This is a genomic window from Isoptericola sp. NPDC055063, from assembly GCF_053608125.1.
In genome coordinates this window covers 53,703-69,545 of the sequence record NZ_JBSGUW010000015.1, presented here as the reverse complement: position 1 = coordinate 69,545, position 15,843 = coordinate 53,703, and the positions used below count along the sequence as shown (strand labels likewise).

Genomic DNA, 15,843 nt, shown 5'->3' with positions numbered 1-15,843 from the left:
CCCGGGGTCGTCTCAGCGCCGGCGGCGCGTGCCGAAGACGCTGCGGGTGATCTCGCGCGCCAGCGTGGTGCCGACGGTCGTGAGGATGGCGTCCATCGGGTTCCGCGAGCCGCTGCGCGACGTCGAGCCGGACGGCCGCGAGGTCTTCTGCGCCCTGCGGGCGTCGGCGTCCGCCTGCTTGCGCGCCTGCGCCGCCTCCTTCTCCAGCTCGGCGGCGCGCTCGGCCGCCTCCCGGGTGGCGGCGTCCTGCGCGGCGCGCGCCTGGAGCAGTTCGTAGGCGGACTCCCGGTCGACGGCGGCGCCGTAGCGCGCCTGCCCGGGCGACGCGGCGACCGCCGCGTCCAGCACCTGCTGCGGCGCGGGGTCCATCGAGGCCTGCGGGGCACGCACCCGCGTCCACGCGACGGGGGTCGGCGCGCCCTTCTCGTCCAGCAGGGTGACGACGGCCTCGCCCGTGCCCAGCGACTGCAGCAGGCGCTCGAGGTCGTAGGGCGACGTCGGAAAGGTGCGCGCGGCCGCCCGCAGCGCCGTGGCGTCGTCGGGGGTGAAGGCGCGCAGCGCGTGCTGCACGCGGTTGCCGAGCTGGGCCAGCACGTCGGCGGGCACGTCCTTGGGGGACTGGGTCACGAAGAAGACGCCCACGCCCTTGCTGCGGATCAGGCGCACCGTCTGGACCACCTGCTGCAGGAACTCCTTCGACGCCCCCGTGAACAGCAGGTGCGCCTCGTCGAAGAAGAACACGAGCCGGGGCTTGTCGGGGTCGCCCACCTCCGGGAGCTCCTGGAACAGCTCGGCCAGCAGCCACATGAGGAACGTGGAGAACAGCGCGGGTCGGTCCTGCACCCCCGGCAGCTCGAGCGCGGAGATCAGCCCGCGCCCGTCCGGGGCGGTGCGCAGCAGGTCGGACGTCTCGAACGCGGGCTCGCCGAAGAACACGTCGCCGCCCTGCGCCTGCAGCCCCACGATCTCGCGCAGGATGACGCCCGCCGTCGCCGCGGACACGCCGCCGATGCCCTTGAGCTGCGCCTTGCCCTCGTCGGAGGTGAGGTACGCGATCGTCGACTGCAGGTCCTTGAGGTCGAGCAGCGCCAGCTGCTGCGCGTCGGCCCAGTGGAAGATCAGCTCGAGGCTGGAGGACTGCGTGGCGTTGAGCCCGAGCACCTTGCTCAGCAGCAGCGGCCCGAAGTCGGTGACGGTCGTGCGGATCGGGACGCCCGTGCCCAGGCCGCCGAGCGAGTAGAACTCGACCGGGTACGACGTCGGGGACCACTCCTGCCCGACGCTCGCGGCCCGCGCCGCGACCTTCGGGTCGTCCGGGCCGGCGACGGCCAGGCCCGACAGGTCGCCCTTGACGTCGGCGAGGAACACCGGGACGCCCTGGGCCGACAGGCCCTCGGCCATGCCCTGCAGCGTCTTCGTCTTGCCGGTGCCCGTCGCGCCCGCGACCAGGCCGTGCCGGTTGAGCGTCGCGAGGGGGAAACCCACCTGGACCGTGGGGTCGGGGGTGGGGTCGCCGCCGAGCGGGCCAGAGAGGAGAGCGCCCAGCGGCAGGGTGGGGCCGTCGGACGCGTAGCCGGCGCGCACCTCGTCCGCGTACGACGCCGGTGCCGCGGCCTCGCTGTCGGGCGTCGCCGGTGTGGCCGTGGCCGGCGAAGGTGTGGCTGCGCGCGTGGTCGCGGCGGTGGGCGTGGGCTCCGCGGCGGGTGCCGGCGCCGTCGTCCGGCTCGCGGCCTCCGCCGCCTCGAGGGCAGCCTGCGCGGCGGCGGCCCTGGCCTCGGCTGCCTCCGCCGCGGCCTGGGCCGCGGCTGCCCGCAGCGCGGCGAGCCCGGCGTCGTCGGTGCGCGGTGTCCCCTCGGCCATGCGCCGCACGCTAGCGCGCGGCGGGGCGGCCTGCGCGACGAGCGGGCCTCTCCGGGCAGGGCGCCGAGGCGGGTGCGTCGAGCGCGAGGGCGTCCGGGAGTTGAGAACGATTCTCACATCTGCTTCACTGATCGCGCACTTGAGAAGCGTTCTCAGTTGCGTCCTCGACCGCCCGACCCTGGAGACACCTATGCCTTCGCCTACCCGTCACCGCCTGCGTGCCCGCCGCCTGCCGGCGCTCGGGCTCGCCCTGTCCGTCCCTGCGGTGCTCGCCGGCTGCGCCTCCGCCGACCCGGCCGCCGACCCCGCCGGATCCCCGGAGACGACGCCGGCGCAGGCGTCCGCGACCGAGGCACCCGCGCCCACGCCGCGCCTCGCGCTCACGTACGAGGGCGGAGTCGTCGTCCTCGACGCGCAGACGCTGGAGCAGGTCGCCGACCTGCCGCTCGACGGCTTCACCCGGCTCAACCCCGCCGGTGACGGGCGTCATCTGCTCGCCTCGACCACCGGCGGATTCCGCGCCCTCGACCTCGGCGCCTGGGGCGAGGCGCACGGCGACCACCACCACTACTGGCGCGCCGAGCCGCGCCTCACCGACGTCATCTACGGCGCCCAGGAGCCGGGGCACGTCGTCGTGCACGACGGCCGCACGGCCCTGTTCGACGACGGGACCGGCCAGGTGACCGTGCTGGACGCCGCGCACGTCGCCGAGGGGGAGGCGCCGGTGCGCGAGCTCACCACGCCGTCCGCCCACCACGGCGTGGCCGTGGCGCTCGCCGACGACACGCTGGTCGTCACGGAGGGCACCGAGGAGTCGCGCTCCGGCGTGCGGGTGCTGGACGCCGACGACCACGAGGTGGCGGCGAGCGACGCGTGCCCGGGCGTCCACGGGGAGGCGGTCGCGGCCGACGAGGCCGTCGTGCTCGGCTGCGAGGACGGCGTCCTCGTCTGGGCGGGCGGCGAGCTGACCAAGGTCGACGCCCCCGACGCCTACGGCCGCATCGGCAATCAGGCCGGTTCCGCGGCCTCCCCGGTCGTGCTCGGCGACTACAAGGTGGACCCGGACGCGGAGCTCGAGCGGCCCACGCGGGTGTCCCTGGTCGACACGCGCACGGCGGCGCTGTCGCTGGTCGACCTGCCCGCCAGCTACACGTTCCGCTCGCTCGCGCGCGGCGACGAGGGCGAGGCGCTGGTGCTCGGCACGGACGGCGCGCTGCACGTCATCGACCCGGACAGCGGCGAGCTGGAGGCGTCCATCCCGGTCATCGACGCCTGGGAGGAGCCCGCCGAGTGGCAGGAGCCGCGGCCCGCCGTGCTCGCCCTCGACGGCTCGGTCTACGTGACCGACCCCGCCACGCGGTCCGTGCACGCCGTCGACGTCGAGACCCGCTCGGTGTGGAAGTCCACCACGCTGGACGTCGTGCCGAACGAGATCTCCGGCGTGCCGGGCGCGGCAGAGGAGCCGGGCCACGACGACGACGCGCACGACGCGCACGACGCGCACGACGCGCACGACCGGGACTGACCCTCCGTCGCCCCCGGGCGTCCGGGTGCTCCCCGGCGCGCCCGGGCGGCGTCGGTAGACTCCCCGCCGATGCTCACCGACCCGCCCGCCGTCCGCGTCGTCACCGACTCGACCGCCTGCCTGCCCGCGGGCGTGGTCGGCGCCGACACTCCCGTCGTCGTCCCGCTCCGGGTGGTGGCGGGGGAGGAGTCGTGGCGCGAGGGCGTCGACATCACGCCCGAGGAGGTCGCCGCACGGATCGCCGCGGGCGAGCGCCTGAGCACGTCGCAGCCGGCGCCGGCGGAGTTCGCCGCCGTGTACCGGGACCTGGCCGCCGACGGCGCGCGGGCCGTGGTGGGGGTGCACCTGTCGGGGGACCTGTCCGGCACGGTCCGGGTGGCGGCGAGCGCCGGGCAGCGCAGCATGATCCCGGTGCAGGCGATCGACTCCCGCACGGTGGCGATGGCGCTCGGGTTCGCCGCCCGGGAGGCCGCGCGGTGCGCCGCCGCCGGCCACGACGCCGCGACCGTCGCTGCCCGGGCGCGCCAGGTGGCGGCGTCGAGCACCACGATCTTCCTCGTCGACTCCCTCGACCACCTGCGCCGCGGAGGCCGCCTGTCCGCGCCCGCGGCGGCGCTCGGCACGGCGCTCGGGGTGCGGCCCATCCTCGCCGTCCGCGACGGGCGCCTGGAGATGGCCCAGCGGGTGCGGACGCGCCGGGCCGCGACGGACCGGCTGGTCGAGCTGGCGCTGCGCCGCGCGGAGACGTGCGAGGAGCCCGGCGTCGCCGTGCACCACCTGGGCGTGCCGGACCGGGCCGCCGAGCTCGCCGCGCGGCTCCGGGACGGCTGCGGCGCGGAGCCGGTCGTCACACCCGTGAGCGCGGTGCTCGGCGCGCACGCCGGACCCGGGGCGCTCGCCGTCGTCGTCACCGAGCTTTCAGGTCACGGCGGCGGCCTCGCGGGCTGAGGAGCCTGCCCCCAGCTCGGCGTCGTCCACAGGTGTGCTGCCGACCGGTCGACGGGAAGCGGCGCGGACCTAGCGTCACCGCGTGACCTCGACTCTTCCGTACCACCCCGCGGGCACCGGCGCCGCGCCCCTCGGCCCGCACGACAGCGATGGTGATCTGCCCGACGGCGACCTCTCCGGCGGCGACGTGCCCGACGAGGGCCTGCGCCGCGAAGCTCTCGGCGGGGAGCCGTCGGCCCTGGACGAGGCGGCGGCGCGGCTGGCCGCCTGGCACGCGGTCCGAGGGGCGGCCGCGGCCGGCGCCGGTGAGGGGCGGGACGCCGTCGACGGGGACCCCGTGCCGGGTCGGGACGTCCCGCCACCGTCCGGGCCCGACGAGGACGACGAGCTTGCCACGCGGCTGCGCGCCCGCCGGTCGGCGCGGCACGTGGCCGCCGCGTACGCCGCCGCGCACGGACACGTGCAGCTCGACGATGCCGACCTTGCCGACCGTGCCGACCATGCCGACGACTCCGACCGCGCCGGGCCTGGCCGCAGCCGGAGACGTTGGTCCCTGGGCCTGCGTGCCGCCGTGGTGGCGTCGGTGGCGGTGCTCCTCGTCGCCGTCGTCGTCGCGGTGGTGGCGACGCTGCGCCCGGACGACGTGATCACCCTCGTGGGGGCCGACGACCCGACGGCCTCCGGGGTGGCAGCAGAGGGACCGGCGGGTTCTGCCCCGGCCTCGAGCCCGCCGTCGTCCGCAGGCCCCGCAGGGTCGAGTGCGCCGGCGCCGGGAGCCGACGGCGTCGCGGGCGACGGGGCGGCCCCGGGGACGGTCGTCGTGCACGTCGTGGGCGAGGTGCGCGAGCCCGGCCTCGTGACCGTGCCGGTCGGGGCCCGCGTGGCGGACGCGGTGGCCGCCGCCGGAGGGACCACGAAGCGTGCGGACACCGCCGCGCTCAACCTCGCCCGCGCGGTCGTCGACGGCGAGCAGATCCGGGTGCCTCGCCCGGGCGAGGGGCCCGCGGTGGGTGGCGCCGACGACGGCACGGGGGCGGACACCGGCGCCGGCACGGGTGCGGCCGCCGGCGGGCTCGTGCCGCTCAACTCCACCGGTGCCGCGGAGCTCGAGGAGCTTCCCGGCATCGGGCCCGCGCTCGCCGGGCGGATCATCCAGTGGCGCGACCAGCACGGACCGTTCACGAGCGTCGACGAGCTGGACGAGGTGTCGGGCATCGGCCCGTCGGTGCTGGGGCAGGTCCGCGACCTGGTCCGGCTGTGACCGTGGTCCGACCGGTGGTGCCCGTCGGCGGCCCCGCGCCGGGCGGTGTGATCCGCGCGGGCGGCGTCGTCGCGGCCGGCGCGGGGGAGGTCGCCGCGGGCGGGGACGGCGCTCAGGTGGGGGGCGAGATGCGGGAGGGGGACGTCGTGCCGGCCGGCGGGGCCGAGGTCCCCCGTGCGGGTGCGCCGGCCCGGCGGGTGGACCTGCGCCTGGTTCCCGCCGCCCTGGCCACCTGGGCGGCGGCCTGGGCGCTCACGGGCCCCGCCACGGGGTGGGCGCGCGGGGTCGTGCTCGCTGCCGTACTCGCGGCGAGCCTCGTCGCGGTGCTTGCCATGGTGCGTGCCGCTGTGGCCGCTGCAGCGCCGGCCGGCGTGCCCGCCCCGCCCGGCGCGGGGGCCGGGGCCGAACGGAGGGAGGCCGGATGGAGGACAGCGGGGCGGGCCAGGACGGGTGTCGGCCGGTGGGGCGGAGCGCAGGCCGTCCTGGTGCTGGTGTGCATCGCCGCCGTGGGGCTCGGCACCCACGCGCAGACGGCCCGCCAGGCCCCGTTGCGCGAGCTGGCCGCGCAGGGCGCTCGCACCGAGCTGGTCGGCCGGGTCGCGTCCGAGGCCCGGCCCGCGGTGTTCGGCACCGGGTATCGGTGGGTGGTCTCCGTCCACGAGGCGGCCGGCCGGGGCACGGCGTCCAGCGCCGCGGGGCTCGTGGAGGTCACCGCGGACGGCCCTGCCCCGCGATTCGGGTCCACTGTGGTGGTGACGGGGGTGCTGCGCCCGGTGGCCGGCGGCGACGGGCCGTTGGCTCGGCTCACCGCCGCCAGGCCTGTCGCCGAGCGCGCGCCGCCGTCCGCCGTGCTCCGCGCGACCCACACGCTGCGGGCATCGCTGCTCGACGTCACAGCGCCACTGTCCCCCCAGGCGCGCGGCCTGGTGCCCGGCGTCGCGGTCGGCGACACGAGCCGCCTGCCGGACGACGTCGACCAGGCGATGCGCGCCACGAGCCTCACCCACATCACGGCCGTCTCGGGCGGGCACTTCGCGGTCGTCGTCGCGACGTTGACCGCACTGTGCGCGCTGGTGCGGGCGCCGCGTGGCGTGCGGGTGGCCCTGGTGGTGCTCGCGGCCACCGCGTTCGTGCTGCTCGTGCGGCCGGAGCCCAGCGTGCTGCGGGCGGCGTGGACGTGCGCGGCGGCGTTGCTCGGGCTCGCGCTCGGACGACCGTCGTCGGGCGCACCTGCGCTGGCGGCCGCGGCGACGGCGCTGCTCGTCGTGGACCCGTGGCTGTCCCGGTCCTACGGGTTCGTCCTGTCGTGCGCGGCCACCGCCGGGCTCGTGCTGCTGGCCGCGCCGCTGGCGCGGCGGCTCGCGCCGTGGACGGGCCGCCCCCTGGCGTTCGCGCTCGCGGTGCCCTGGGCGGCGCAGGCGGCATGCGGGCCCGTCCTGCTCCTCCTCGACCCGCACGTGCCCCTCATGTCGGTGCCGGCCAACCTGCTGGCGACGCCCGCGCTGGTGCCCGCCACCGTGCTCGGGCTCGTGGCCACGCTGCTCGCGCCGCGGGCTCCGGGGCTGGCGTTCCCCGTGGCATGGCTCGCGGGCGGCGCGACGGCGTGGATCGCGGCTGTCGCCCAGGCGTTCGCGGCGGTGCCCGGCGCCCGGCTGCCGTGGTCCGGCGGGCTCCTGGGCGCCGCTGCCCTCGCGCTCCTGACGGCCGCCGGGCTGCTCCTCGTGCTCCGCCGCCCGCCGGGGGAGGGCTGGCGACGGGAGTGGCGCGATGCCGGGCCCCGCGCGGTCCGGCAGGTGCGACGGCGAGTCCGGCGGGCGGCCGCGCGGCACGGCCGCCGACGGACCGCGGCCGTCGCCGGCCTCGCCGGCCTGGCGGGGGCCGCCCTCGTCGCCGCGTTGGTGCTCGCGGTCCCGCGGCTCGTGGCGGCGGGGCACCGGGCGCCGCCGGACTGGCAGGTCACCGCGTGCGACGTCGGGCAGGGGGACTCGCTCGTGGTGCGCACCGGGCCGGCATCGGCGGTGGTCGTCGACGTGGGTCCGGACTCGAGCGACGCGGGGACCTGCCTGGACCGGCTCGGCGTCACGCGGATCGACCTGCTCGTGCTGACCCACTTCCACGCCGACCACGTGGGCGGGCTGGCCCCCGTCCTGCGGGGCCGGACGGTGACGTCCGCGCTGGTCTCGCCGCTCGACGACCCCGCCGCGCAGGCCGCGGCGGTGCGGGCGCAGCTCGCAGAGGCGGGCGTGCCCGTGCGCGACGCCGCGCGGGGCGACTCCGGGACGGCGGGCTCGGTCGCGTGGCAGGTGCTCGCCGCCGCGGGCGACGCGGGCGGTGGGGACGGGGCTGGTGGCGGGTCGGACGGCGGCTCTGGTGGGTCGGGCGACGAGGCCGGCGGAGCGAACGAGGGGAGCGTCGCGCTCGAGCTGTGGACGTCGGGCGGGCTGGACCTGGTCGCCCTCGGTGACCTGGAGGGGCCCGGACAGGACGCCCTGGCCGCCGACCTCGTGGCGTTCGGGCGGGCGGCGGACGTGGACGTCGTCAAGATGGCCCACCACGGCTCACGGTCCCAGTCGGCGGCCCTGGCCCGGCACCTGTCTCCGCGGGTGACGCTGGTCAGCGTGGGCGCGGGCAACACCTACGGGCACCCCACCGACGACGCGCTGGAGCTGTACGCGTCGGTCGGGTCCGCCCTCGTCCGCACCGACGAGTGCGGCACCGCCGCCCTGGTGCCGCAGGGCGAGGAGATCGGCCTGGCCTGCGGGTAGGGAGCGCGGGCGGTCTGTACGGGGAGGCGTGCGGGCGGGGAGTGCGGGGCTGTGCGGGAGGCCGGGCGCGTCGGTCGTTCGTGGCAGGCTGGGGGCGTGCCCGCCGCCCCCGCCTCCCGCCAGTCCCGTTCCCCCCGCCGAGGCAGCCGGTCCGCGGCGGCGAACAGCCGCCCCTGGGACGACCCGACGCTGGCGCCCGTGCTGCTGGTGCGCGGCCCGGAGGGTCTGCTCGCCGAGCGCGCGGTGGACGGCATCGTCGGCCTGGCACGCGAGCGCGACGCGGCCACCGAGAAGGCCGAGCTCGAGGGCGGCGCGTACGCGGCCGGCCAGCTCGCGGTCGCGGCCAGCCCGTCGCTCTTCGGCGAGCCCAGCGTGGTCGTCGTGCGGGGCGCGGAGGCGGCCACCGAGGACCTGGTGGCGGACGTCGTCGCGTACGTCGCGGCCCCCGACCCGGAGACGGTGGTCGTGGTCGTGCACGGCGGCGGGCAGCGCGGCAAGAAGATGCTCGACGCGATCGTCGCCAGCGGGGCCCCGGTGCTCGAGTGCGACCCGATCACGAAGGACGCCGACAAGGTCCAGTTCGTCACGGCCGAGTTCCGGGCGGCGCGCCGCCGGGCCGACGCCGCGGCCGTCCGCGCGCTCGTCGACGCCCTCAGCACGGACCTGCGGGAGCTCGCGTCCGCCTGCTCCCAGCTCGTGGCGGACACGGCGGGCACGATCAGCGAGGCCGTCGTGGACCGGTACTACGGCGGGCGCGTCGAGGCCACGGGCTTCAAGGTGGCGGACGCCGCGGTCGCGGGCGACGCCGGGGGGGCCGTCGCGCTCCTGCGGCACGCCCTGGCCACCGGCGCGGACCCGGTCCCGATCGTCGCCGCCCTCGCCCTGCGGCTGCGCACGCTGGCCCGCGTTGCGGCGATCCGCGGCGGCGCCGTCACCGCGCGCGAGCTCGGTCTGCAGGACTGGCAGGTGCGCAACGCGCAGCGCGACCTGTCGCGCTGGACGCCCGAGGGGCTCGCCATCGCCATCGGCGCCGTCGCGCAGGCGGACGCCGACGTCAAGGGCGGCGGGCGCGACCCCGTCTACGCCGTCGAGAAGGCCGTGCTGACCATCGCCCGGTCCCGCCGTGGTTGACGTCGGTCGTCGTGGCCGAGCCCGCGAGGTAGTCCGGATCCCGCCGAGGTAGTCGACTACCTCGACAAGGTTCGGACTACCTCGACAAGGTTCGGACTACCTCGGCAAGGTTCGGACTACCTCGGCAGATCTCGGACGACGTCGCCGAGCTTGAACGAGGTGCGGTGTGGCCCCGGGGACGCGCGAAGGGCGCCGCACCCTGAGGTGCGACGCCCTTCGAAGTCTTGCCTGCCCGCCGTCAGGCGGACGGAGCGCGACGACTCAGAGAGCCTCGACCGACTTCGCGATGGCCGACTTGCGGTTCGCGGCCTGGTTGGCGTGGATGACGCCCTTCGAGACAGCCTTGTCGAGCTTGCGCGACGCAGCGGTCAGCGCGGTGGTCGCGGCCTCCTTGTCGCCGGCGGCGACGGCCTCGCGCACCTTGCGCACGTACGTCTTCAGCTCAGACTTGACGGCCTTGTTGCGCAGGCGCGCCTTCTCGTTCGTCTTGATGCGCTTGATCTGGGACTTGATGTTTGCCACGTGTGGACTTCCTGGTGTGTTCGCCTGCCGGCGAGCGGATAGGTCGTAGAGGGCGGCCACAGCTCCGGGACTGGGGTGGGGAACCCGTGGAGAGGAACTGCGGCGGTGCCCGCCGACCTGGGCGGACACGCAAACATCAACGATAGCAGAGGCGCCCTCGCCCACAGAACCGCCGCCGGCTGTGGCGTACCGCACCGCAACAGCGCCCGGTCCGGGCACCGGTCCGGGGCTGGTGCGCAGGTCAGCGCCGCGCCTGGTGCATCGCGGCGACCACGGCGTCGAACGTCCTCCGGTCGAGCACCGCGCCCTCGCGGCGGACCTTCGCGGGGTCGACGCGGATGATCCGGTTGAGCCGGACCTCGCTCGGCCGACCCTGCGAGTCCCACGCTCCCGTGCCGATGTCCATCCAGAGGCGGCCCCAGTGGGCCTCCTGCGCCGCATCCCGGTCGTGGTCCTTGCTCGTGAGCTGGAGCGCCAGGAGCCAGGGACCGTCCCGACCGATCAGGAGGACGGGGCGGTCCTTGCCACGCGGGTCCCTCTTGTCCGAGTCCTCCTCGAACGGCACCCAGGTCCACACGACCTCGCCCGGGTCCGGTGCACCGTCGAGCCGCGGCGAGTACACGGGCTTCACGGTGCCCGTGTAGTCGCCGGGGTAGCCGGCGCCGGTCCCCGCCGGGGTCCGTCCGGGCGACGACGACCGCCCGCGGGGCCGGGTCGTGGTGGTCGGGCGGGAGGTGCCGCGCGACGACGGTCGCGTCGCCGACCGCAGCACGTCCACCAGCAGGGTCAGCCATCGGTTCGCCACGGCCGACAGCCTACGGGCGCCTCAGCGGAGCACGAACCGCGCCAGGCGGGCCGCCATCGCCTCCGGGTCCCACGAGTGCTCGGCGCCTGCCAGGGTCTCGGCCGTGCCGTCCGGGACGGCGTCCGCCAGCCGGGCGGCCGCCTCGGGCATCCCGGGGAACGTGTCGACGCCCGTGAGGGCGAGCAGCGGCACCTCGACCCGGGCCAGCCCGCCGTCGGCGAGGGCACGGGCGGCCCAGGTGAGGGCCTGCGCGTCGGCGCGCTGCGAAACGACGGACGCTGCGATCGCGGGCCAGCCCGCCGACGCCTTCGCCCCGGCCAGCCACTCCGGAGGCATGTCCCTCATGAAGTGCTCGGTGGCGCCCTCGAGGTCGCCGGCGTCCATGCGGCGCTCGATCTCCGCCGCCCAGGCGCGGGTCTCCTCGGCGCCGAGCTCCAGGGGCGCTTCCCACAGCGCCAGCCCGGTCACGGGCAGGCCCCGGTCCACCGCGCGCAGCGAGATCGCGCAGCCCGACGAGTGCCCGCACAGCACCGCCGGCCCGCCCGCGAGGTCGATCGCCGCGGCGACGGCGGCCAGCTCGCGGTCCAGGTCGAGGCGGCCGGAGGCGGGGGAGTCGCCGCGGCCGAGGCGGTCGAAGACGACGGTCGCGACGCCGGCGTCGGCGAGGAGCTCCGCCGTCCGGGTGGTGACGGGGTCGACGGCGCGGAACGGCCCGACGCCGGCGACGAACACCACCGCGGGGCCGGTGCCGCGCACGTCGCCGGTGATGACGTCGCCGACCGCCGTCGTGGCGGTGGTCGTGGACACGGGCGTGGGTGTGGACGTGGGCGCGGCGGTCGTGTCGCCGGTCGTGTCGTGGGTCATGGCGGGTGGACCGGGCGGTCCCAGCGGACTCATCGGTCGCGCGCCCCTGGACGGGCGCGAGGTCAGGGGACGAGCGGCGCGTCCAGCACGCGACGCGCGGCGGCCGCATCGCCCTCGACGACGGCGCCCGCCTCCGCGAGGGTCAGGCGCCCCCACAGCAGCAGGGCGAGCCCGCGCGCCGGCGCGCGGACGACGGCGTCGGGTGCTGCACCCGCAGAACCCGCACCCACCGTCCACGACCAGCCGAGGTCGCTCGCCTCCAGGCGCAGGGCGTCGGCGAGCGGGGTCATCCGCCCCAGGCGTACCTGCCGGGGCTGGACCATCGTCACGACCTCGTCCACGGCGTCGCCCCACACGCCGGGCTCGACGTCGACCGCGCCCAGGGCGGCCGGCCCGGAGCCGGCGCGCGCGGCGTGCAGGTCGTGCAGGTGCACGAGGGTCTCGTGGCCCTGCCGTCGCCACCAGAACGACGCCGGGCCGTCCCCGACGAGCGTCAGCGCCGCGCCGTCCGGCCCGGCGTCCTCGAGCGCGGCGAGCAGCGCGGCCGCGTGGTGGCGGTACAGGGCGGCGAGCGCGGCGGCGCCTCCGTCGGGTCCCGCGAGGTCCGGCGCGGTCAGGTCCTCCGAGCGGGACGGGTCGCCCACGGCCATCCCGGCCGCCCAGTGGTGGACGCCGGCAAGGTGCACGACGAGCTCGCGCGCCCGCCAGTCGCCGCACGCCGGGACGAGGGCGTCCGGATCGACGGCGACCACGGCCGCGGCGAACTCGCTCTGCAGCCCGCCGAGGAGCGCGAGGCGGTCGGGCTCGGGCCCGCCGTCCGTGCGCCGTCCGGTGCGTGGGTCGACCTCGGGGCGGGGGGTCGGAGCGGCGGTCTCACGCATGGCGCCGAGGCTAGCGGGGCGGCGAGCGTCGCGGGAGGTCCGGGCGGCGGCGGGCATGGGACAATGGCCGGGCCTCGCCACCACCGACGGCACCCACCCAGCGACCCTGACGGAGCGAGATCGCGTTGCCCATCCCCGGACCCGCGCTCAGCGCGCGCATCGAGCCGAACGCCACTGCGCCGGAGCTCATCCGCAACTTCTGCATCATCGCGCACATCGACCACGGCAAGTCGACGCTCGCCGACCGCATGCTGCAGCTCACCGGCGTGGTCGAGCCGCGGGCCATGCGGGCGCAGTACCTCGACCGGATGGACATCGAGCGCGAGCGCGGCATCACCATCAAGTCGCAGGCCGTGCGCATGCCGTGGCAGCTGGGCGAGCAGGCCCACGCGCTCAACATGATCGACACCCCCGGGCACGTCGACTTCACGTACGAGGTCTCCCGCTCGCTCGCGGCCTGCGAGGGCGCCGTCCTGCTGGTCGACGCGGCGCAGGGCATCGAGGCGCAGACGCTCGCCAACCTGTACCTGGCGATGGAGAACGACCTCGAGATCATCCCGGTCCTCAACAAGATCGACCTGCCCGCCGCGCAGCCGGAGAAGTACGCCGAGGAACTCGCGAACCTCGTCGGCGGGGACCCCGAGGACGTGCTCAAGGTCTCCGGCAAGACCGGCGCCGGCGTCGAGGCGCTGCTCGACCGCATCGTCGAGCGGATCCCGGCCCCGGTCGGCGACCCCGACGCCCCGGCCCGCGCCATGATCTTCGACTCGGTCTACGACACCTACCGCGGCGTCGTCACCTACGTGCGGGTCGTGGACGGCAACCTCAACCCGCGCGAGCGCATCGCGATGATGTCGACGCGCGCCACGCACGAGCTGCTCGAGATCGGCGTCATCTCGCCCGAGGCCATCCCCACCAAGGGGCTCGGTGTCGGCGAGGTCGGCTACCTCATCACGGGCGTGAAGGACGTGCGCCAGTCGAAGGTCGGCGACACGGTCACCAACATGGCCAAGCCGGCCGACGAGGCGCTCGGTGGCTACAGCGACCCGAAGCCGATGGTGTTCTCCGGCCTGTACCCGGTGGACGGCACGGACTACCCGGCGCTGCGCGACGCCCTCGACAAGCTCAAGCTCAACGACGCCGCGCTCAACTACGAGCCGGAGACGTCGGTGGCGCTGGGCTTCGGCTTCCGCGTGGGCTTCCTGGGGCTGCTGCACCTGGAGATCGTGCGCGAGCGGCTCGAGCGCGAGTTCGACCTCGACCTCATCTCCACGGCGCCGAACGTGGTCTACGACGTCACGCTCGACGACGGCACCGAGGTGAAGGTCACGAACCCGTCGGAGTTCCCCGGCGGCAAGATCAAGGAGGTCCGCGAGCCCGTCGTGCGCGCGACCATCCTCGCGCCGAGCGAGTTCGTGGGCACCGTCATGGGGCTGTGCAACGACCGCCGCGGCCAGATGCTCGGCATGGACTACCTGTCGGAGGACCGCGTCGAGCTGCGCTTCACGCTGCCGCTCGCGGAGATCGTGTTCGACTTCTTCGACCACCTCAAGTCCCGCACCCGCGGCTACGCGTCGCTGGACTACGAGCCCTCGGGCGACCAGTCGGCCGACCTCGTCAAGGTCGACATCCTGCTGCAGGGCGAGCAGGTGGACGCGTTCAGCGCCATCGTGCACAAGGACAAGGCGTACGACTACGGCGTCATGATGACGGCGAAGCTCAAGGAGATCATCCCGCGCCAGCAGTTCGAGGTGCCGATCCAGGCCGCCGTCGGCGCGCGCGTGATCGCCCGCGAGACGGTGCGCGCGATGCGCAAGGACGTCCTCGCCAAGTGCTACGGCGGCGACATCAGCCGCAAGCGCAAGCTGCTGGAGAAGCAGAAGGAGGGCAAGAAGCGCATGAAGAACATCGGGTCCGTCGAGGTCCCGAAGGACGCCTTCATCGCCGCGCTCTCCTCCGACGGCGGTGGCGGCAAGGACGCCAAGGACAAGAAGAAGTAGTGCCCGCGCTGCCTGACGGGGTCCCCGTCCCGGCGGACGGCGCGCTGCCGGGCTGGGTGCGGCCGGCCGAGGGGAGCGCGGCGGCCCGACCGTTCGGCGTGTACGTGCACGTGCCGTTCTGCTCGGTGCGCTGCGGGTACTGCGACTTCAACACCTACACGGCGTCGGAGCTGGGGGGCGGCGCGAACCAGGCGGCGTACGCGACGACGGCGCTGCGCGAGGTCGAGCTGGCCGCCCGGGTGCTCGACGACGCGGGCCTGGGCGGCCGCCCCGTGGCCACCGTGTTCTTCGGCGGCGGCACGCCCACGATGCTGCCCGCCGCCGACCTGGCGCGGGTGCTGCGCGGCGTCGACGACGCGTGGGGGCTGGCCGACGACGCGGAGGTGACCACCGAGGCCAACCCGGACTCGGTGACGCCCGAGTCGCTGCGCGTGCTCGCCGACGCCGGGTTCACCCGGGTCTCGTTCGGGATGCAGTCCGCGGTGCCGCACGTGCTGGCCACGCTGGAGCGCACCCACGACCCGCGGCGTGTGCCCGACGCCGTGGCCTGGGCGCGCGACGCCGGCCTCGACGTCTCCCTCGACCTCATCTACGGGACGCCGGGGGAGTCCCTCGACGACTGGCGGGCGTCCCTGGAGGCCGTGCTGGACACCGGCGTCGACCACGTGTCGGCGTACGCCCTCGTCGTCGAGCCGGGCACCAAGATGCACGCCCAGGTGCGTCGCGGCGCGCTGGCTCTGCCCGACGAGGACGACCAGGCAGCGAAGTACGAGCTCGCCGACGACCTCCTCACCGCCGCCGGCCTCGGCTGGTACGAGGTGAGCAACTGGGCTCGCGGGCCCGAGCACGCCTGCCGGCACAACCGGGCGTACTGGCGCGGCGACGACTGGTGGGGCGTCGGGCCCGGCGCGCACTCCTACGTCGCGGGGGCGGGCGGTCCCGGCGCGGGCGACGGCGCGCACGCCGGCGTGCGCTGGTGGAACGTCAAGCACCCCCGGCGCTACGCGGCGCTGCTCGAGGAGGGCTCCTCGCCGGGCGCCGGCCGGGAGCTGCTCACGCCCGCCGAGGCGCAGCTCGAGCGCGTGCTGCTCGGCGTGCGGGTGCGCGAGGGCCTCGACGTCGACGCCCTGGACCCCTCGCGCCGCGCGGCGGTGGCGGGGCTCGTGGCGCGCGGCCTGCTCGACGGCGTCGCCGCGGTGCGCGGCCGCGTCGTGCTCACGCGCCAGGGCCGCCTGCTCGCCGACTCCGTGGTCCGCGAGCTCACCCCCTGACGTGCTGTGA

At 76.3% G+C, this 15,843-nt stretch carries 12 protein-coding genes; 7 read left to right on the top strand and 5 right to left on the bottom strand.

The window, feature by feature from the left end:
* Nucleotides 1–12: 12 nt before the first annotated feature.
* The gene (locus tag ACWF41_RS17835; protein ID WP_380315972.1) at nucleotides 13–1,860 is read right to left on the bottom strand and encodes a helicase HerA-like domain-containing protein; all 1,848 of its coding nucleotides are present in this window, start codon (nucleotides 1,858–1,860) and stop codon (nucleotides 13–15) included.
* A 190-nt stretch (nucleotides 1,861–2,050) separates the two neighbouring features.
* On the opposite strand from ACWF41_RS17835, the gene aztD reads away from it, so the two are divergent.
* The 5 genes from aztD to holA all read left to right on the top strand — a co-directional run bounded on the left by aztD (nucleotide 2,051) and on the right by holA (nucleotide 9,490).
* The gene (aztD, locus tag ACWF41_RS17830; RefSeq protein ID WP_380315975.1) at nucleotides 2,051–3,385 is read left to right on the top strand and encodes a zinc metallochaperone AztD; all 1,335 of its coding nucleotides are present in this window, start codon (nucleotides 2,051–2,053) and stop codon (nucleotides 3,383–3,385) included.
* 69 nt (nucleotides 3,386–3,454) lie between these two features.
* Nucleotides 3,455–4,333, top strand: a complete 879-nt coding sequence (locus ACWF41_RS17825; RefSeq protein WP_380315978.1) for a DegV family protein — start codon at nucleotides 3,455–3,457, stop codon at nucleotides 4,331–4,333.
* A gap of 82 nt (nucleotides 4,334–4,415) precedes the next feature.
* Nucleotides 4,416–5,594, top strand: a complete 1,179-nt coding sequence (locus tag ACWF41_RS17820) for a ComEA family DNA-binding protein (RefSeq protein WP_380315981.1) — start codon at nucleotides 4,416–4,418, stop codon at nucleotides 5,592–5,594.
* A complete protein-coding gene (locus ACWF41_RS17815) occupies nucleotides 5,591–8,359 on the top strand; it encodes a ComEC/Rec2 family competence protein (protein ID WP_380315984.1) in 2,769 nt (922 codons plus the stop codon). Before ACWF41_RS17820 ends, ACWF41_RS17815 begins: the two co-directional genes overlap by 4 nt.
* Nucleotides 8,360–8,455: 96 nt before the next feature.
* Nucleotides 8,456–9,490 (top strand): DNA polymerase III subunit delta, encoded by a 1,035-nt coding sequence (gene holA / locus ACWF41_RS17810; protein ID WP_380315987.1) that lies wholly within the window; start codon nucleotides 8,456–8,458, stop codon nucleotides 9,488–9,490.
* Between the two features lie 261 nt (nucleotides 9,491–9,751).
* On the opposite strand, the gene rpsT is transcribed toward holA, so the two are convergent.
* From rpsT to ACWF41_RS17790, 4 genes are all read right to left on the bottom strand, one after another.
* Nucleotides 9,752–10,012 (bottom strand): 30S ribosomal protein S20, encoded by a 261-nt coding sequence (rpsT, locus tag ACWF41_RS17805; protein ID WP_380315990.1) that lies wholly within the window; start codon nucleotides 10,010–10,012, stop codon nucleotides 9,752–9,754.
* A gap of 241 nt (nucleotides 10,013–10,253) precedes the next feature.
* Nucleotides 10,254–10,817, bottom strand: coding sequence for a type II toxin-antitoxin system PemK/MazF family toxin (locus ACWF41_RS17800; RefSeq protein WP_380315993.1), 564 nt, complete (start codon nucleotides 10,815–10,817; stop codon nucleotides 10,254–10,256).
* Between the two features lie 21 nt (nucleotides 10,818–10,838).
* Complete coding sequence (locus tag ACWF41_RS17795; RefSeq protein WP_380315996.1) at nucleotides 10,839–11,681, bottom strand: alpha/beta fold hydrolase; 843 nt, start codon at nucleotides 11,679–11,681, stop codon at nucleotides 10,839–10,841.
* 62 nt (nucleotides 11,682–11,743) lie between these two features.
* Nucleotides 11,744–12,562 (bottom strand): maleylpyruvate isomerase family mycothiol-dependent enzyme, encoded by an 819-nt coding sequence (locus ACWF41_RS17790; protein WP_380315999.1) that lies wholly within the window; start codon nucleotides 12,560–12,562, stop codon nucleotides 11,744–11,746.
* Nucleotides 12,563–12,687: 125 nt separating this feature from the next.
* Between ACWF41_RS17790 and lepA the strand changes: the two genes are divergently transcribed.
* Nucleotides 12,688–14,562, top strand: coding sequence for a translation elongation factor 4 (gene lepA, locus ACWF41_RS17785; protein WP_380316002.1), 1,875 nt, complete (start codon nucleotides 12,688–12,690; stop codon nucleotides 14,560–14,562).
* Nucleotides 14,562–15,833, top strand: a complete 1,272-nt coding sequence (gene hemW / locus ACWF41_RS17780; RefSeq protein ID WP_380316006.1) for a radical SAM family heme chaperone HemW — start codon at nucleotides 14,562–14,564, stop codon at nucleotides 15,831–15,833. Before lepA ends, hemW begins: the two co-directional genes overlap by 1 nt.
* Nucleotides 15,834–15,843: the final 10 nt, after the last annotated feature.

Bases quoted from the DNA above. Each gene is read 5' to 3' on its own strand.
- ACWF41_RS17835 (WP_380315972.1), bottom strand. From the start codon at position 1,860: ATGGCCGAGGGGACACCGCGCACCGACGACGCCGGGCTCGCCGCGCTG.
- aztD (WP_380315975.1), top strand. From the start codon at position 2,051: ATGCCTTCGCCTACCCGTCACCGCCTGCGTGCCCGCCGCCTGCCGGCG.
- ACWF41_RS17825 (WP_380315978.1), top strand. From the start codon at position 3,455: ATGCTCACCGACCCGCCCGCCGTCCGCGTCGTCACCGACTCGACCGCC.
- ACWF41_RS17795 (WP_380315996.1), bottom strand. From the start codon at position 11,681: ATGACCCACGACACGACCGGCGACACGACCGCCGCGCCCACGTCCACA.
- ACWF41_RS17790 (WP_380315999.1), bottom strand. From the start codon at position 12,562: ATGCGTGAGACCGCCGCTCCGACCCCCCGCCCCGAGGTCGACCCACGC.